Here is a 16,190-nt window from a genome sequence, read left to right as displayed (position 1 = left end):
GGGGGACGGCTGTGCCGTGGCGGGTCCGGGCCCTGGGCAGCTGCGGCCGTGGCGGTCCGAGGCGGCCCGTCCAACGGCTGTGACCGTGGCGGTCCGGGTCAGCGAACGGCTGTGCGCGACGCCAGGCCGGTCAGCACCTCCTCCGCCTCCCGCATGATCCGCTCCACCAGCTCGGCGCAGGAGGGCAGGTCGTCGATCACCCCGGCGACCTGCCCGGCCGCCATCACCCCCAGATCCGTCCGCCCGTCCACCATCGCCGATCTGAGGAGCATCGGCGTGTTGGCGGCGAGCAGCACCTGACTCCAGGACAACTGCTTGCCGTGCCGGAGGGCGAGGCCGTCGCGGACCAGCTGCCGCCAGGTGAGCCCCGACAGGCGCCGGAAGCCGGCCGCCCGCCGTACCGCGTGCGCGAACGCGCGCGCCCGGCCCGACCGCTCCAGCGCCGCCACCAGATCCGTGCGCAGCATCCGGTGCGGCAGGCCGTCCACCGCCCGGGTCACCGTGACGTCCCGGACCGTCGCCGCCAGATACCGTGCCTTCACCGCGTCCGGCACCGTCGAGTCGGAGGTGAGCAGGAACCGGGTGCCCATCGCCACCCCGGCCGCCCCGTACGCCAGCGCGGCCACCAGGCCCCGGCCGTCGAAGAAGCCGCCCGCGGCCACGACCGGTATCCGCACCGCGTCCACCACCTGCGGCAGCAGCACACTCGTCGCCACCTCCCCGGTGTGCCCGCCGCCCTCACCGCCCTGCACGAGCACCGCGTCCGCGCCCCAGGCCGCCACCTTCTCGGCGTGCCGCCGGGCACCGACGGACGGGATCACCACCACCCCCGCCGCCTTCAGTTCGGCGATCAGCTCGGCGGAGGGGGCCAGGGCGAAGGAGGCCACCCGGACCCGCTCCTCCAGCAGGATCCGCACCCGGTCGGCCGCATCGCCCGCGTCGGCCCGCAGGTTCACCCCGAACGGCGCGTCGGTACGGGACCGCACCTCCCGTATCGCGTCCCGCAGCCGGTCGGGCGTCATCGTCGCGGAGGCCAGGATGCCGAGGGCCCCGGCGTTCGCCGCCGCCGAGACCAGGCGCGGCCCGGCCACCCACCCCATCCCGGTCTGCACGATCGGATGCCGGACCCCGACCAGCCGGGTGAACGCCGTCTCCATCAGCTCCCCGTCCCTTCCGGCACCTCACGCGCGCGCACCCCGTCCGGGTCCAGCACCTCACGGATCAGCCGCAGCTCGGCGGCGGCGGGCTCCCGGGTGCACGGCACCTCGTCCGGCACCACCAGCGGGAAGCCCGTCGCCTCCCGGACCTGTTCCGCGCTCACCCCCGGATGCACCGAGACCAGCCGCATGGAGCGGTCCGGTGTGGCGAAGTCGAGGACGCCGAGGTCCGAGACGACCCGGGCGACGTGGTGGAAGCGGGCCGTGCCGCCCAGGGCCGCCGCCCGGTCGTACCCCACCCCGCACACCATGTCCACCCGCTCCACGAACACCCGCCGGGAGTGTCTGGGGACCCAGTAACTCGTCGGGTTGTTCAGTGTGTTGAGCGGCGCTCCGCGCACCCCGAGCAGCTGCCGGCGCGGCTGCGCCCAGTCGCCGACGCAGGAGATGTTCTGGTTGCCGTACCGGTCGAGCTGGCTCGCGCCCATCATCACGTGCCGCCGGCCGCCCGCCACCAGCTCCAGATGCTGCCGGTAGGGCAGCCAGCCCTCCGGGGTGCCGTCCGGGCGGACCAGCAGGGCCTCGCCGTCGGTCAGCAGCAGATCCGGTGCGAAGGTGAGCCGGGCCAGCCGCGCGCCCAGCGAGGGGATCAGGCCCATCGGGCTCGCCAGGACCTCCCCGGCGCAGCGCCAAGCCTCGGCGCAGGCGATCACGCAGTACTCGGCGCGGGTGACCCTCATCGCTCCTGCTCCTTCCGCCACTCCCGGACCGCCGCCCGGTACCCGGCCTCGTCCCCGCCGAGGAAGCGCTCGGCGAACCGGGTCCAGGGTGTGGTCGCGTAGTGCCGCTGGAACTCCTCGTCCCTGCCGTACTCCGGTGCGCAGGAGGTGAAGTGCGCGCCGTTCGGCGCCTCCACCACGCCGGTCACCGCGAGCCGCTTGAGCAGCAGCGACTGCGGTGCGGCCGACTTGGCCAACTCCGCCGTGTCCACGATCTGTTCGCAGGAGACGTAGGCCGCGTCCGCCGCCTCGCAGAACAGGTCGTCGAAGTAGGGGTCGGGGCCCAGGCACTGGCCGTTGCCCAGTCGGTCGGCGCGGTTGACGTGCACCAGCGCCGCGTCCAGCCGCAGCGCCGGCATGGCCACGAACGTCTCCCCGTCCGCGTACGGCGAGGTCACCGTGCGCAGTTCCGGGTTGACCCGCATGACGTCCGAGCCGATGCCCGCCCGCACCGGCAGGAAGGGCAGGCGCTGCGCCGCCGCGCGCAGCCCGCACTGGAACATCCCCTCGTCGACCTCCGTCAGCGCGAGGCCGCCCCGCTCGCGCGCCGCCCGGTAATGGGGTTCCAGCGGGATGGAGTCCAGGGTGACGAAGGCGGTGACGAGTCTGCGGATCCGGCCCGCGGCGGCCAGCATGCCGACATCCGGGCCGCCGTACGAGACGACCGTCAGATCGCCGACGCCGGACCGCAGCAGCGCCCGGACCAGGGCCATCGGCTTGCGGCGGGAGCCCCAGCCGCCGATGCCGAGGGTCATCCCGCTGGACAGCCGGGAGACCACCTCGTCGGCGGTCATCGTCTTGTCGCCCATCTACACCCCCTCCTTCCCGAACGTGTCGCGGACCCGGTCGGCCAGGCCGCTCAGATTGGCCTCGAAGGTGAAGCCCTGCTCGAAGCGGTAGCTGCGGCGCACGTCGACCGGGTCGATGCCGTTGATGGCGGCCTTGGCCATGCGCAGCAGCCGGCCGTCCTTGGCGGCGATCTCGCGGGCCAGCTCCCGTGCCGCCTCCGCCAGTCGGGCGCGCGGCACCACCCGCCAGACCGAGCCGTGCCGGTGCAGCTCGGCGGCGCTCGCCGTGCGCCCGGTGTAGTACAGCGCGCGCATCAGGTGCTGCGGGACCAGCCGGGCCAGATGGGTCGCGGCGCCCAGCGCGCCCCGGTCGAGCTCGGGCAGCCCGAAGGTCGCGTCCTCGCTCGCCACCACCGCGTCCGCGGTGCCCGCCAGGCCGATCCCGCCGCCCAGGCAGAAGCCCTGCACCGCGGCGACGACCGGTGTCTCGCACTCGTAGACCGCGGCGAAGGCCTCGGCGCAGCCGTGATTGGCGCCGATCAGGGCCTCCTGCCCGGCCGCCTGTATCTCCTTGATGTCCACGCCCGCGTTGAACCCGCGCCCCTCGGCGGCCAGGACCACGCACCGGGTCTCCGGGTCCCGTCCGGCCGCGCGCACGGCGTCGGCCAGGGCGAACCAGCCGCTCACCGGCAGCGCGTTGACCGGCGGGTAGTCGACGGTGACTACGGAAATCCCCTTTTCCGGGGACGAACGGGAGACACCCATGGGCGCATCAGCTACCTTTCCACCAAACATTTGTTAGGTGCGAGGCTTCGAAGCTAGCAGTCGGCGCAGACGAGCGGGAGGGCCTGTGGACAACTCACTCGGCGGCAGCACCGTCGTGGTCACCGGAGGCACCCGAGGGGTGGGCGCGGGCATCGCACGGGCCTTCGCCGAGGCCGGCGCCCGGGTCCTGACCTGCGCCCGCAGACCCCCCGAACAGCCGCTCCACGGCGTCGAGTTCACCCCGGTCGACCTGCGCGACCCAGCCGCCGTCCGAGCCTTCTTCGCCGGGCTGCCCCGGCTGGACGTACTCGTCAACAACGCCGGCGGCACCCCCTACCGGCACCTCGCCGACGCCGATGCCGAACGGCACGCCAAGGTCATCGAGCTGAACCTGATCACCCCGCTGACCGCGTCCCTCGCCGCCCACGAACACCTCAGGCGCAGCAGGGGCTCGATCGTGATGGTCGGCAGCGTCAGCGGGGGCCGCCCCTCGCCCGGCTCGGCCGCCTACGGCGCGGCCAAGGCGGGGCTGGCGAACCTGGCCGCCTCCATGGCCGTGGAATGGGCCCCCGAGGTCCGTGTCAACACGCTCGTCGTCGGCATGGTCCGGACCGAGCTGTCCCACCTGCACTACGGCGGTCCCGACGGCGTCGACGCCGTCTCCCGCACCGTCCCGCTGGCCCGGCTGGCCCTTCCCGCGGACGTCGGCGCCGCCGCCGTCTTCCTCGCCTCCGACGCCGCCGCCTACATCAGCGGGGCGAGCCTGCACGTGCACGGCGGCGGGGAACGGCCCGCGTTCCTCGCGGCGGCCACCGCCGGATCCACCGTCCCTCACGCCCCGACCCCCGGCAAGGAGAGCTGAGATGAGCGGAATCTGCGCGGACCGGGTCGTCGTCGTCACCGGAGCGGGCCGCGGGCTCGGCCGCGCGCACGCCCTCGCCTTCGCCGCCGAGGGCGCCCGGGTGGTCGTCAACGACCTGGGCGTCGGCCTCGACGGGGCGCCGGGTGGCCCCAGCCCGGCGGACGCCGTCGTGGCGGAGATCCGTGCCGCGGGCGGCGAGGCGGTCGCACACGGCGGTGACATCGCCACCACCGACGGCGCGGCCTCCCTCGTACGGACCGCCATCGAGACGTACGGGCGCCTCGACACCCTGGTGAGCAACGCCGGCTTCCTGCGCGACCGCATGCTGGTCAACCTGGACGAGGACGACTGGGACGCCGTGATCCGCGTCCACCTCAAGGGCCACTTCCTGCCGTTGCGGCACGCCGCCGCGCACTGGCGGGCCGAGTCCAAGGCCGGGCGCACCCCGGTGGCCCGCGTCGTGCACACCAGCAGCGGAGCCGGTCTGCTCGGCTCGGTGGGGCAGGGCAACTACAGCGCCGCCAAGGCCGGGATCGTCGGGCTCACGCTCGTCGCCGCGGCGGAGCTGGAGCGCTACGGCGTCCAGGTCAACGCCGTGGCACCGGCCGCCCGCACCCGGATGACGGAGCGCGCCTTCGCCACGGCCATGGCGGCGCCGCGGGACGGGTTCGACGCCATGGCACCGGAGAACGTCTCCCCGCTCGTGGTCTGGCTCGGCTCGGCCGGGAGCGCGGGCGTGACCGGCCGGGTCTTCGAGGCGGAGGGCGGCCGGATCACCGTCATGGAGGGCTGGCGGCCCGGCCCCACGGCGGACGGGGCAGCGCGCTGGACACCGGCCGGCGCGGGGGAGGCGGCCCGGAAACTGCTCGCCGCGGCGGAGCCGCCGGGACGGGTCTACGGGGCGTGAGGCACGGCGGACGCGGCGGCGGGCACGGGTGCGGACGGACCTACGTGTCGCACTCCAGGACGGTCCGGCACAACCCGCACCGCGCCCGTACCCGCCCCCGTACCGGCACCCTGACGCGCTGGTGGCAGGTCGGGCAGGGAAAGGTGACCCGGAGCTGGCCCGCGGGGTCGGAGGCGAAGGCGTAGGGGGCCGTGGGCGGTGCGCCGGAGGCGTGCCTGCGGTCATGGGCGTAGCGGCGGCGGCCCGCCCAGCCGGCCCCGGTCAGCGGCGGCTGCTGCCCGTCCCGGCGAGCCCTGTCCATCCCCTTGGCGTAGGCGGTGTACGCCTGCGGACTGGTGAACCACACGGACGGGTCCTCATGGAACAGCAGGGCCCGCTTGGCCAGGACGTACCCGAACTCCTCCGGGGTGAGGTAGCCGAGCTTCTGCGACGAGACCGCGTCCTCCCGGTAGGCGTCCAGCAGCAGCCAGCCCGCGCCCAGGTAGGTCGTCGCCGTGTCCGTGAGGATCTCGTTCTCCGCCGTGCTGGGGAACTCCAGGCCGAGCCGGTGCAGATAGACGTGCGCCACCTCGTGCGCCAGCGCCGCCCCGATGTCCCGGCGATGGGTGCGGAACCGGTCGTTCAGCTCGACGAAGTACTCGGGACCCGCCGTCAGTTCGACGTCGGCGGCGTGGGTCATCTCCCGGAAGCCGACGATCAGCCGCGCGTCCGGCAGCCGGAAGTGCCGCACGATCTCCCGGGCCACGCGCTGCGCGCCCAGGTGCAGGTCGTCGGTGTCGCAGAAGGCGACGTCGGCGGGGGCCAGGCTCGCCGAGAACGACTCGATGGTGTCGCGGGACAGCCGCCGGTACAGCGCGGTGACGGCGGCCCGCACCGTCTCCAGGTGCGGGAAGCCGTGCTCGACCGGTCCGCCGTTCGCCACCTCGGCACCCCCAAAGACGCCGGAACTCCTCTCCACTGTAGGCGGGCAGGGGCCGCGGCGGGGGCGGGCGGGGCGGACGGTCACACGGGGGACAGGCGGGGTGCCGGAGCGCCCGGTTCCGTCCCCTCCAGCTCCAGCAGCCACACCTCGTTCTCGCCCTCCCGCAGTACGGGACCGGGCACGTACAGCGACCGCTGGGGGCCCACCGACCAGTAGCGGCCCAGGGCGAACCCGTTGATCCAGGCGAAGCCGCGCGTCCGGCCGGGCAGCTCCAGACGGGCGTCACCGGCCCCGCGGACCGTGACCGTGCCCCGGTACAGCCCCGGCGCCCCCTCCTCGGGCAGCGCGCCGAACGGCACCGCGGCCACCCCGCCGGCGAACGCGTCCAGATCAAGGGCACGCGCGCGTACCCCGTGCAGATACTGCCGCTCGTGCAGGATGCCGCCGGTGACGCCCTTCGCCTCGCCGAGCCGCGGCCCGTAGTTCACCCGCCCCAGGGACTCCACCCACAGCTCCACGCGCGCGGGGCCCGCGACGGGCTCCTTCAGCCGGGGCTGCTCCTCGGTGAGCACCCCGGCCCGCTCGCCGTCGACGTACACCACCGCGAGGTCCCGCAGCCCGCGTACGGTCAGCGGGTACGGCGGGCGCGGGCCGGGGACCTCCACCGTGTAGCGCACCAGGCCCCGGGTGACGCCCAGTTCCTCGAAGGAGGGCGGCACCGGTGAGACGGTCTCCGCGCCGCCCAGCGCCTCCAGCACGGCGGCCTGCGACGCCCAGCCCGTGAGCGCGGCCTCGGCCGGGGCGGCCAGCGTCGCGGGCAGCGGCGGCAGGCCGGGCAGCGGGCCTTGCCGGTACGCGGACAGCACCTCGCGGAAGCGCCAGAACTTCTCCGTGGGGCGGCCGTACTCGTCCACCGGCGCGTCGTAGTCGTACGAGGTCACGTCCGGCTCCAGCGGGCCCTCGTGCAGCGCGCCGCCCCGGTTCGCGCCCGCCCAGCCGCCGAAAGCGGTGCCGCCGTGCGCCATGTAGAGGTTCACCGACGCCCCGCACTCCAGGATCTCCCGCAGTGCCTCGGCGGTTTCGGCCGGATCCCGTACGACGTGCTCGCCCGCCCAGTGGTCGAACCAGCCGCACCAGAACTCCATGCACATCAGCGGGCCCCCGGGGCGGTGGCGGCGCAGCGCCTCGAAGGCCCCGCGCGCGTGGGAGCCGAAGTTCACCGTGGCGAGCACCCCGGGCAGCGAGCCCCCGGTCAGCATGTGGTCCTCGGGGCCGTCCGAGGTGAACAGCGGGACCGTGACGCCCTCGGCGCGCAGCACGGCGGCCAGCTCCCGCAGGTAGCCGGTGTCGCTGCCGTAGCTGCCGTACTCGTTCTCCACCTGGACCATGAGCACGGGGCCGCCGCGGTCGGCCTGGTGCGGCACGATCTCCCGCAGCAGCTCGCGGAACCAGTTCCGGACGTGGGTCATATAGCGCTCGTCGCGGGTACGCGTGCGCGTGCCCGTCTCGCCGGTCAGCCACGCCGGCAGCCCGCCGTTCTCCCATTCGGCGCAGATGTAGGGACCGGGCCGCACGATCGCCCACAGGCCCGCCGCGCGGACCGCGTCGAGGAACCGGCCGACCGCCCGAACGTCCCGGGAGGCCCCCGGCCGCGGCTGGTGCAGGTTCCACGGGACGTACGTCTCCACGCAGTTCAGGCCCATCGCCCGCAGCATGGCCAGCCGGTGCCCCCACTGGGCCTCGTGCACCCGGAAGTAGTGCAGCGCCCCGGACAGCAGCCGTACCGGGCGGCCGTCCAGCAGGAAGCCGGATTCCCCCACCGTGAACTCGCTCATGCGGGCCAGCCTCACCCCCTTCCGGCGGCCGGCGCCATGGACGAAGATCGGCGCTGCTTGGACAAAAGTCCGCGGGCCCGGCCGGCCGGCCCCGCGGACGCCGCCCCGGGGCGGTCCACCGGCCCGGACCGCCGTCCGGGCAGTCCGCCGACGCCGGGAGGAGCGCCGATGTACCAGACCTGGATGCGGTTCTTCAGCCCCGGCCCCGCCCACCGCCGCCTCGGCCTGGTCTGCCTCGGTGTCGGCCTGCAGTACGGCGCCCTGCCCACGGTCGGCCCGCGCACCCTGGACCACCATGTGGCCGTGGTGATCAGCGCGGGCCGCGGCTGGTACCGGGGCGCCGACGGCCGCCGCACGACGATCACCGCGCCCGCGCTGCTGTGGCTCACCCCCGGCGTGCCCCACCACTACGCGCCCGACCCGGACACCGGCTGGGACGAGGGCTTCGTGGACTTCGCCGGACCCGCCGCTGCGGCCTACGGCGAACTCGGCTACATCGAGCCCGACCGGCCCGTCGTCCCGCTCTCCGACGCCTCCGCACCCCGCGCGGTCATCGCCCGCGTCGCCCGTGCCGCCCGCCCCGGCAACCCCCTGCTGGAGGTGGAGACCGGCGCCGCCGTCCACGAACTCCTCGTCGCCCTGCGCCGCGCCCGCGCCGACCTCGCCCCCGACGGCGACCAGGTGCTCGCGGCCCTGGCCCGGGACGCCTGCACACCGATGAGCGTCGCCGACCACGCCGCCCGGCACCGGATGACCACCGCCGAACTGCGCGGCGCGGTCCGCCGGGCCGCCGGGTGCAGCCCGAAGGACTATCTGCTCGGCATCCGCCTGGGCCGCGCCAAGGAACTCCTCGCCACCACGGAGCTGCCCGTCGCGGCCGTCGCCCGGCGCGTCGGCTACGACGACCCCGCCTACTTCTCCCGGCTGTTCACCCGGCGCGTGGGCCTGGCCCCCGTACGGTTCCGCGCCCAGCAGGGCCGCACCGTCCCCGGCGGCTTCAGCGACCGCGTGCCCCGACCCCGGCGATCCGCCGGTGATCCAGTCCGCGGACACCCCGTAGGGGCCGGGCCGCCCAGCGCATAGGGTTGACCCTTATGACCACCAGCAACACCGGCACAGGTGCCGTGGACCCCGAGGTCCGCACGGAACTGGAGCGGCTGCGCGACAGCATCGACAACATCGACGCGGCCGTCGTCCACATGCTCGCCGAGCGGTTCAAGGCCACCCAGCAGGTGGGCCGGCTCAAGGCGCTGCACCAGCTGCCGCCCGCCGACCCGGCCCGCGAGTCCCGCCAGATCGAACGGCTGCGCAGCCTCGCCGAGAGCGCCAAGCTCGACCCCGCGTTCGCCGAGAAGTTCCTGAACTTCATCATCGCCGAGGTGATCAGGCACCACGAGCGGATCGCCGAGGACACCCACGGCGCGCAGCCGGCGCACGAGGGCTGACGCGGCGGACCGGCCGGGGAAACGGCGGCGGACCCCAGGGGCACCGGCCAGGGACGCGCACGGGGGACAAAAGCCGTGTACCGGCCCGCCCCTGTGCGCTGTCGGTCCCATCAGGCAGCATGGCGTGCATGTCCGTTCTCACGCGCGACGAAGCGCAGCTCCGAGCAGAGTTCCTCGACGTCCACCGGTACACGGTCGAGCTCGACCTGACGACCGGTGACGAGACCTTCGCCTCCCGTACCGCGATCCGGTTCACCGCCCGGTCGGCCGGGGACACGTTCGTCGAGCTGAAGCCCGCCGAGCTGCTCAGCGTCACGCTCGACGGACAGCCGCTCGACCCGGAGTCGCTCAGCGGGGACCGGCTGCCGCTGAAGGACCTCACCCCGGGCGAGCACGAGCTGCGCGTCGAGGCGCTCATGCGCTACTCCCGCACCGGCGAGGGCATGCACCGCTTCACCGACCCGAGCGACGGCGAGACGTACGTCTACTCGCAGATGTTCATGGACGACGTCCAGGGCATCTTCGCCGCCTTCGACCAGCCCGACCTGAAGGCCGTCTTCGACGTCTCGGTCAAGGCGCCCGAGGGCTGGACCGTCCTCGCCAACGGCATCACCGAGCACCGCGGCGACGGCGTCTGGCGGGCCGCGCCCACCCCGCCGATCTCCACCTACCTGGTCGCCGTCGCCGGCGGCCCCTGGCACTCGGTGCGCACCGAGCACCGCGGACTGCCCTTCGGCGTGCACTGCCGCCGCTCGCTCGCGCCCCACCTCGACGCCGAGGCCGACGAGATCCTCGACGTCACGCGCGCGTGCTTCGACCGGTACCACGAGAAGTTCGAGGAGCCGTACCCCTTCGACTCCTACGACCAGGCGTTCGTCCCCGAGTTCAACGCGGGCGCCATGGAGAACCCGGGCCTGGTCACCTTCCGTGACGAGTTCGTCTACCGCTCCGCCGTCACCGACACCGAGCGGCAGACCCGCGCCATGGTCATCGCGCACGAGATGGCCCACATGTGGTTCGGCGACCTCGTCACCCTCAAGTGGTGGGACGACATCTGGCTGAACGAGTCCTTCGCCGAGTACATGGGCTACCAGACCACCGCCGAGGCCACCCGGTTCACCGCCCCCTGGACCGAGTTCGGCGTCACCCGCAAGGCATGGGGCTACGACGCCGACCAGCGGCCCACCACCCACCCGGTCGCGCCCGAGAACGTCCACGACACGGCCTCGGCCCAGCTCAACTTCGACGGCATCTCCTACGCCAAGGGCGCCTCCGCGCTGCGCCAGCTGGCCGTCTGGCTCGGCGAGAAGGACTTCCTCGCCGGCATCAACACCCACTTCAAGCGGCACCGGTTCGGCAACGCCACGCTCGCCGACTTCATCGACTCCCTCGCCTCGGCCACCGAGCGCGATGTGCACGCCTGGGCCGACAGCTGGCTGCGCACCACCGGCGTCGACACGCTCACCCCGGCGATCACCGGCGCCGGCGGCACCTGCGCGCTGACCACCGACCACGCGGGCAGCCGCCCGCACCGCCTCAGCGTCGGCCTGTACGACCACGACGTCGCCGACGAAGGCCGCCGGCTGGTGCTGCGCGAGCGCGTCACCCTGGACGTGCCGCAGACCGCACCGCAGCCCGTCGGCAAGCGCCCCGCCCTGGTGCTCCTCAACGACGGCGACCTCACCTACGCCAAGATCCGCTTCGACGCCGCGTCCTTCGAGACGGTCCGCACCAGCCTGTCAGGGCTGCCCGACCCGCTCACCCGCGCGGTCGTCTGGAACGCCCTCCGGGACGCCGTACGCGACGGCGAACTCCCGCCCGCCGCCTATCTGGAGACGGCCCGCGCCCACCTGCCGTACGAGACCGACCTGGCCGTCGCCCAGGGCGTCCTCACCTTCGCCGCCGACCAGCTCGCCGACCAGTACCTCGCGCCGGAGGACCGCCCGGCCGCTCTGGCCACCCTCACCTCCCTCTGCCGCGACCTGCTGCGGCGCACCGAGGACGGCGACAACCCCGGCCTGCGGCTGATCGCCGTACGGCACCTGATCAGCGTGGCCGCCCACCCGGAGACCATCGCCGCCTGGCTCGCCGACGGCACGGTGCCCGGCGGCCCGGAACTCGACCCCGAGCTGCGCTGGCGCATCCTCGCCCGGCTCGCCGTGCTCGGCGCCACCGACGAGGCCGCGATCGCCGCCGAGCTGGCCCGCGACCCGAGCGCCACCGGCCAGGAGGGCGCCGCCCTCTGCCGTGCCGCCCTGCCCGACCCGGAGGCCAAGCGCGCGGCCTGGGAGGCGATGTTCGCGGGCGACGAGCTGTCCAACTACCTCTTCCTGGCCACCGCGCGGGGCTTCTGGCAGGCCGAGCAGGCCGACCTGGTGCGGGAGTACGTGCCGCGCTTCTACCCGGACGCGGTCGCCCTCGCCGGCCGCCGCGGCCCCGCCCTCGCCATCGCCGCCGGCCGCTGGTGCTTCCCGGCCCACGCGGTCGACGCCGAGAACCTGCGGCTCGGTGAGGAGTGCCTGCGCGACGCCGACCTCACCCCGGCCCTGCGCCGCACCCTCGCCGACCGCCTGGACGACGTGTCCCGCGCCCTGAAGGCGCGCGAGGGCCGGCGCGGGGACGGCGAGCAGCGGGGGGAGTAGGGCGGACGACGTAGGGCGCGGCTGGTCCCTGCCGACGATGCGGCAAACCGGCCGCCGCTCCTAGGCTCGGGCGGTCAGGTGATCGACCGCACCAACGGAGGCAGCACCGTGATCGTAGTGACCGGAGCGACCGGCAACGTCGGCCGTGCCCTTGTCGACCGTCTCCTCGCCGCGGGCACGCCCGTCCGGGCGCTGACCCGCGACCCCGAGCGGGCCGCGCTGCCCGGGCGGGCCGAGGTGGTCCGGTTCCGGCCGGAGGACCCCGCGGCGCTGTTCGCCGGGGCGACGAAGCTCTTCCTGTACGCGCAGGCCGGCACCGCCCCGCTGCTCGAAGCGGCCCGCGCGCACGGGGTGCGGCACGTCGTCCTGCTCTCCAGCGGCATCGTCGCGGAGGGCGCCGACGAGACCCACCCCATCCACGTCATGCACGCCACCGTGGAGCGGCAGATCCGCGACAGCGGGCTCGCCTGGACGTTTCTGCGCCCCAACGCCTTCGCCACCAACGCCTTCCAGTGGGCGCCGCAGATCCGCGCCGGCGACACCGTGCGGGGCGTCTTCGCGGACGGGCTCACCGCGCCCATCCACGAGGACGACATCGCGGCCGTGGCCGAGCGCGTCCTGCTCGACGACGGGCACGAGGGTGCCGCGTACCGGCTGACCGGCCCCGCGGCGATCAGCAACGCCGACCAGGTCGCGGCGCTCGGCGAGGCGCTCGGCAGGAAGCTGGCGTTCGTCGAGGTCGACCCGGCCGAGGCGGGCCCGGAGCTGTTCCCGCACGTGCCGCCGCCCATGCTGGAACGGCTCCTGCAGACCTTCGCGGAGACCGTGGGCGTGCCCCCGGAGATCACCGGCACGGTGGAGCGGCTCACCGGCACCCCGGCGCGCACCTTCGCCCAGTGGGCCCAGGACCACACCGCCGCCTTCCGGGCCTAGCCGACAACGCGGGGCGCCCCGGCAACCGGGGCGTCCCTGCCGGGGCGTACGAGCCCCCACCGCCACCCCCGCCCCACCCCGGCCGTCAGCCCCGCAGACACCGGCACCCCACCCCACCTCACCTCACCCCACTCCCGCCCCAACAGCCCCACCCGGTACGGCAGTACACACTTTCGGGTTTCGTTCGTCGGGCTTTCGGGACACAGGGCGCTCTTCCGGTACAAGCTGGAACTCCACCCACAAGCCGGATGCCGCGGGCGTGACGCGTCGGCGTTCCCCGGGGCCGGAGGAGAGCCCATGAGCGGAGGTGAGGCCATGAGCATGCCGCCGCTCGCCTCGGGCCCCGAAGGCCCCGACGCCATGCGCCCCCTCCTCGGCACCGTGCTCGACGCCCTCGCGGCCGGCTCCGTCGAGCGCGGCGGCCCGCTCCCCGTCGGGGGCCCGGAAGCCGTGGCCGCGCGGGTCGCCGGCGCCCTCGGCGACGTCCTGCCGGACACCGGCGACCCGGACGCCCTGCGCACCCTCGTGCGCGCCCTCGCCGCGGGCGCGGCGGACCCCGCCGACCCGCTCTGCGCGGCCCATCTGCACTGCCCGCCGCTCGCCGTGGCCACCGCCGCCGACCTCGCGGCGAGCGTCCTCAACCCCTCCCTGGACTCCTGGGACCAGGCCCCCTCCGCCTCCGCCCTGGAGACCGCCGTCACCCGCGCCCTCGCCCGCACGGCCGGTCTCGCCGACGCCCTCGTCACCACCGGCGGCACCGAGTCCAACCAGCTCGCCCTGCTGCTCGCCCGCGAGGCGCACGGCGGCAGCGTGCGCCTCGTGTGCTCGGCCGGCGCCCACCACTCGCTGCCGCGCGCCGCCTGGCTGCTCGGCCTGCCCGACCCGGTCGTGATCCCGGCACCGCACGGCGCCCTGGACCCGGCCGCCCTCGACGAGGCCCTCACCGACCTGCCCCGACCGCTGCTGGTCGCCGCCACCGCCGGCACCACCGACGCCGGCCTCATCGACCCGCTGCCCGAGATCGCCCGCCTCTGCGCCGCCCACGGAGCCCGCCTGCACATCGACGCGGCCTACGGCGGCGGCCTCCTCTTCAGCGACCGGCACCGCGACCTGCTCGCCGGACTCGAAGCCGCCCAGACCGTCACCCTCGATCTGCACAAGCTCGGCTGGCAGCCGGTCGCCGCCGGCCTCCTCGCCGTCGCCCGCCCCCACGAACTCGCCGTGCTCCACCAGCGCGCCGACTACCTGAACGCCGACGACGACACCGACGCCGGACTCCCCGACCTGCTCGGCCGCTCCCTGCGCACCACGCGCCGCGCCGACGTCCTGAAGATCGCCGTCACCCTGCGGACGCTGGGCCGCCGCGGGCTCGGCGCCCTGGTCGACCAGGTCTGCGCCCGGGCCGGCGAGTTCGCCGCACTGGTCGGCGAGCACCCCGGCTTCGAGCTGTACGACCGGCCCGCCATCAGCACCGTCCTGTTCCGGCCCGCCGGGGCCGACGACGCCGCCGTGGCCGCCGTGCGCCGCCGGCTGCTGCGCGAGGGCCGGGCCGTCCTCGGCCGCGCCCGGCTCGACGGACGGCTGTGGCTCAAGGTCACCGTCCTCAACCCCCGGACCCGCCCGGACGACCTGGCGCACCTGCTCAAACTCGTCGAAGGAAGCACCCCCGGATGACCACCCACCCCTCACGGCACGAGCCCGCCGCCCCGCGCGACCTGGTCGGCATCGGGATCGGCCCCTGCAACCTCTCCCTGGCCGCCCTCGCCCAGCCGCTCGCCGAACTCGACGCCGTCTTCTACGAACAGCGCCCCGGCTTCGACTGGCACCCCGGGCTGCTCATCGAGGGCGCCGCCATCCAAGTGCCCTTCCTCGCCGACCTGGTGACCCTCGCCGACCCCACCAGCCCCTGGAGCTTCCTCAACTACCTCAGGACGTGCGAGCGGCTCTTCCCCTTCTACTTCGCCGAGCGCTTCCACATCCAGCGCGCCGAGTACGACGCCTACTGCCGCTGGGTCGCCCGCCAGCTGCCCGGGCTGCACTTCCGCCACCAGGTCGACGCCGTCCGCTGGAACCCCGAGCGGGACGCGTTCGAGGTCGACTTCACCCAGCTCGACGCCGAGGGCGAGGCCGAGGCCCTGGGCCGTACGTACACCCGCAACATCGCCCTCGGCATCGGCACCGTCCCGTACGTGCCCGACCCGCTCAAGCCCCTGGTGGACACCCCCGGCGTGCCCGTCGTGCACGCCGCCGACTACCTCGACCACCGCGACACCGTCCTCGCCGCCGGGCACGTCACCGTCGTCGGCTCCGGCCAGTCCGGCGCCGAGGTCTTCCTCGACCTGCTCCGGCACCGCCCGGCCGGCCGGGAGAAGCTGCACTGGATCGGCCGCAGCGAGGCGTTCGCGCCGATGGAGTACTCCAAGCTGGGCCTTGAGCACTTCACGCCCGACTACACCCGCTACTTCCACGCCCTGCCCGAGCCGGTCCGCGACCGCCTGGTCGCCGCTCAGTGGCAGCTGCACAAGGGCATCGACTCCGGCACCCTCGCCGCGATCCACGACGAGCTGTACCGGCGCACCCTGCACGGCGGCTGGCCCGAGGCTGTCCTCACCCCCGGGGTCCGCGTCCGCACCGCGGGCCGGATCGCCACCACCAAGATCGAGCTGCATCTGGAGCACGTCCAGCAGGGCAGCCGCTCCCGGCTCACCACCGACGCCGTCGTCCTCGCCACCGGCTACCGGGAACGCCCGCTCGACCGCATCCTCGCCGGCCTCGATCCCTACATGCGCCGCGACAGCAGCGAACGCCCCCGCATCGACGAGGAGTTCCGGCTCGTCCTCGACCCCTCGGTCACCGGGGCGGTCCACGTCCAGAACGCCGAGCAGCACACCCACGGCGTCGGTGCCCCCGACCTGGGCCTCGCGGCGTGGCGCAGCGCCACCATCCTCAACTCGCTGACCGGGAAGGAGCCGTATCCGCAGGCGGCCCGCACGGCCTTCACCTCCTTCGGCCTCGACGAGACGACGCCCCGGGTGCCGCACGCCGCCCGGCCGAAGCGGCTCACCCCGCTCGTCGAGGGACGGTGAGCCGCCGCACCGGAGGGCGTTCCGGCGGCGCGGCCGGCCGGCACGGCCGCGGCGCCGGCGAGGAGACCC

General features: G+C 74.7%; 13 protein-coding genes and 1 pseudogene. 8 read left to right on the top strand and 6 right to left on the bottom strand.

Annotated features, from left to right (window positions below):
- Nucleotides 1–98 precede the first annotated feature (98 nt).
- From ACF073_RS30395 to ACF073_RS30380, 4 genes are read right to left on the bottom strand one after another with little or no spacing between them, the layout of a single operon-like run.
- Nucleotides 99–1,157, bottom strand: coding sequence for an NAD(P)H-dependent flavin oxidoreductase (locus tag ACF073_RS30395; protein WP_392074610.1), 1,059 nt, complete (start codon nucleotides 1,155–1,157; stop codon nucleotides 99–101).
- A complete protein-coding gene (locus ACF073_RS30390) occupies nucleotides 1,157–1,897 on the bottom strand; it encodes a CoA-transferase subunit beta (RefSeq protein WP_392074609.1) in 741 nt (246 codons plus the stop codon). Before ACF073_RS30390 ends, ACF073_RS30395 begins: the two co-directional genes overlap by 1 nt.
- Complete coding sequence (locus ACF073_RS30385; RefSeq protein ID WP_392074608.1) at nucleotides 1,894–2,745, bottom strand: CoA transferase subunit A; 852 nt, start codon at nucleotides 2,743–2,745, stop codon at nucleotides 1,894–1,896. Before ACF073_RS30385 ends, ACF073_RS30390 begins: the two co-directional genes overlap by 4 nt.
- Nucleotides 2,746–3,489 (bottom strand): enoyl-CoA hydratase family protein, encoded by a 744-nt coding sequence (locus ACF073_RS30380; protein WP_392074607.1) that lies wholly within the window; start codon nucleotides 3,487–3,489, stop codon nucleotides 2,746–2,748.
- An 85-nt stretch (nucleotides 3,490–3,574) separates the two neighbouring features.
- Between ACF073_RS30380 and ACF073_RS30375 the strand changes: the two genes are divergently transcribed.
- Both ACF073_RS30375 and ACF073_RS30370 read left to right on the top strand, forming a co-directional pair.
- On the top strand, nucleotides 3,575–4,351 hold the full coding sequence (locus ACF073_RS30375; RefSeq protein ID WP_392074606.1) for an SDR family oxidoreductase: 777 nt from the start codon (nucleotides 3,575–3,577) through the stop codon (nucleotides 4,349–4,351).
- Between the two features lies 1 nt (nucleotide 4,352).
- A complete protein-coding gene (locus ACF073_RS30370) occupies nucleotides 4,353–5,258 on the top strand; it encodes an SDR family oxidoreductase (protein WP_392074605.1) in 906 nt (301 codons plus the stop codon).
- A 40-nt stretch (nucleotides 5,259–5,298) separates the two neighbouring features.
- Here the strand turns inward: ACF073_RS30370 and ACF073_RS30365 are convergent, their stop codons facing one another.
- Complete coding sequence (locus tag ACF073_RS30365) at nucleotides 5,299–6,180, bottom strand: hypothetical protein (RefSeq protein WP_392074604.1); 882 nt, start codon at nucleotides 6,178–6,180, stop codon at nucleotides 5,299–5,301.
- Nucleotides 6,181–6,260: 80 nt separating this feature from the next.
- Nucleotides 6,261–8,015, bottom strand: a complete 1,755-nt coding sequence (locus ACF073_RS30360) for a beta-galactosidase family protein (RefSeq protein WP_392074603.1) — start codon at nucleotides 8,013–8,015, stop codon at nucleotides 6,261–6,263.
- A gap of 168 nt (nucleotides 8,016–8,183) precedes the next feature.
- On the opposite strand from ACF073_RS30360, the pseudogene ACF073_RS30355 reads away from it, so the two are divergent.
- The 6 genes and pseudogenes from ACF073_RS30355 (at nucleotide 8,184) to ACF073_RS30330 (ending at nucleotide 16,121) form a co-directional block, all read left to right on the top strand.
- A pseudogene (locus ACF073_RS30355) lies at nucleotides 8,184–9,075 on the top strand (helix-turn-helix domain-containing protein).
- A 34-nt stretch (nucleotides 9,076–9,109) separates the two neighbouring features.
- Nucleotides 9,110–9,460 (top strand): chorismate mutase, encoded by a 351-nt coding sequence (locus ACF073_RS30350; protein ID WP_392074602.1) that lies wholly within the window; start codon nucleotides 9,110–9,112, stop codon nucleotides 9,458–9,460.
- A 128-nt stretch (nucleotides 9,461–9,588) separates the two neighbouring features.
- Nucleotides 9,589–12,102 (top strand): aminopeptidase N, encoded by a 2,514-nt coding sequence (pepN, locus tag ACF073_RS30345; RefSeq protein WP_392074601.1) that lies wholly within the window; start codon nucleotides 9,589–9,591, stop codon nucleotides 12,100–12,102.
- 108 nt (nucleotides 12,103–12,210) lie between these two features.
- On the top strand, nucleotides 12,211–13,035 hold the full coding sequence (locus tag ACF073_RS30340; protein WP_392074600.1) for an NAD(P)H-binding protein: 825 nt from the start codon (nucleotides 12,211–12,213) through the stop codon (nucleotides 13,033–13,035).
- A 315-nt stretch (nucleotides 13,036–13,350) separates the two neighbouring features.
- Nucleotides 13,351–14,709, top strand: coding sequence for a pyridoxal phosphate-dependent decarboxylase family protein (locus ACF073_RS30335; RefSeq protein ID WP_392074757.1), 1,359 nt, complete (start codon nucleotides 13,351–13,353; stop codon nucleotides 14,707–14,709).
- Entirely contained in the window at nucleotides 14,706–16,121 is a 1,416-nt protein-coding gene (locus ACF073_RS30330; RefSeq protein ID WP_392074599.1) for a lysine N(6)-hydroxylase/L-ornithine N(5)-oxygenase family protein, read from the top strand. The genes ACF073_RS30335 and ACF073_RS30330 overlap by 4 nt, the downstream gene beginning before the upstream one ends.
- The last annotated feature ends 69 nt before the right edge of the window (nucleotides 16,122–16,190 follow it).

Origin of the sequence: Streptomyces sp. NPDC015171, assembly GCF_043079545.1 — a bacterium.
In the GTDB taxonomy this organism is placed as follows: Bacteria; Actinomycetota; Actinomycetes; order Streptomycetales; family Streptomycetaceae; genus Streptomyces.
The sequence above is the reverse complement of the archived record's forward strand: the minus strand, read 5'-3'. Positions and strand labels throughout refer to the sequence as shown.

Excerpts from the sequence above, each read along its gene's own strand:
- ACF073_RS30330 (WP_392074599.1), top strand. The coding sequence starts at position 14,706 with ATGACCACCCACCCCTCACGGCACGAGCCCGCCGCCCCGCGCGACCTG.
- ACF073_RS30395 (WP_392074610.1), bottom strand. The coding sequence starts at position 1,157 with ATGGAGACGGCGTTCACCCGGCTGGTCGGGGTCCGGCATCCGATCGTG.
- ACF073_RS30360 (WP_392074603.1), bottom strand. The coding sequence starts at position 8,015 with ATGAGCGAGTTCACGGTGGGGGAATCCGGCTTCCTGCTGGACGGCCGC.
- ACF073_RS30350 (WP_392074602.1), top strand. The coding sequence starts at position 9,110 with ATGACCACCAGCAACACCGGCACAGGTGCCGTGGACCCCGAGGTCCGC.
- ACF073_RS30385 (WP_392074608.1), bottom strand. The coding sequence starts at position 2,745 with ATGGGCGACAAGACGATGACCGCCGACGAGGTGGTCTCCCGGCTGTCC.
- ACF073_RS30380 (WP_392074607.1), bottom strand. The coding sequence starts at position 3,489 with ATGGGTGTCTCCCGTTCGTCCCCGGAAAAGGGGATTTCCGTAGTCACC.
- pepN (WP_392074601.1), top strand. The coding sequence starts at position 9,589 with ATGTCCGTTCTCACGCGCGACGAAGCGCAGCTCCGAGCAGAGTTCCTC.
- ACF073_RS30335 (WP_392074757.1), top strand. The coding sequence starts at position 13,351 with ATGAGCATGCCGCCGCTCGCCTCGGGCCCCGAAGGCCCCGACGCCATG.
- ACF073_RS30390 (WP_392074609.1), bottom strand. The coding sequence starts at position 1,897 with ATGAGGGTCACCCGCGCCGAGTACTGCGTGATCGCCTGCGCCGAGGCT.
- ACF073_RS30370 (WP_392074605.1), top strand. The coding sequence starts at position 4,353 with ATGAGCGGAATCTGCGCGGACCGGGTCGTCGTCGTCACCGGAGCGGGC.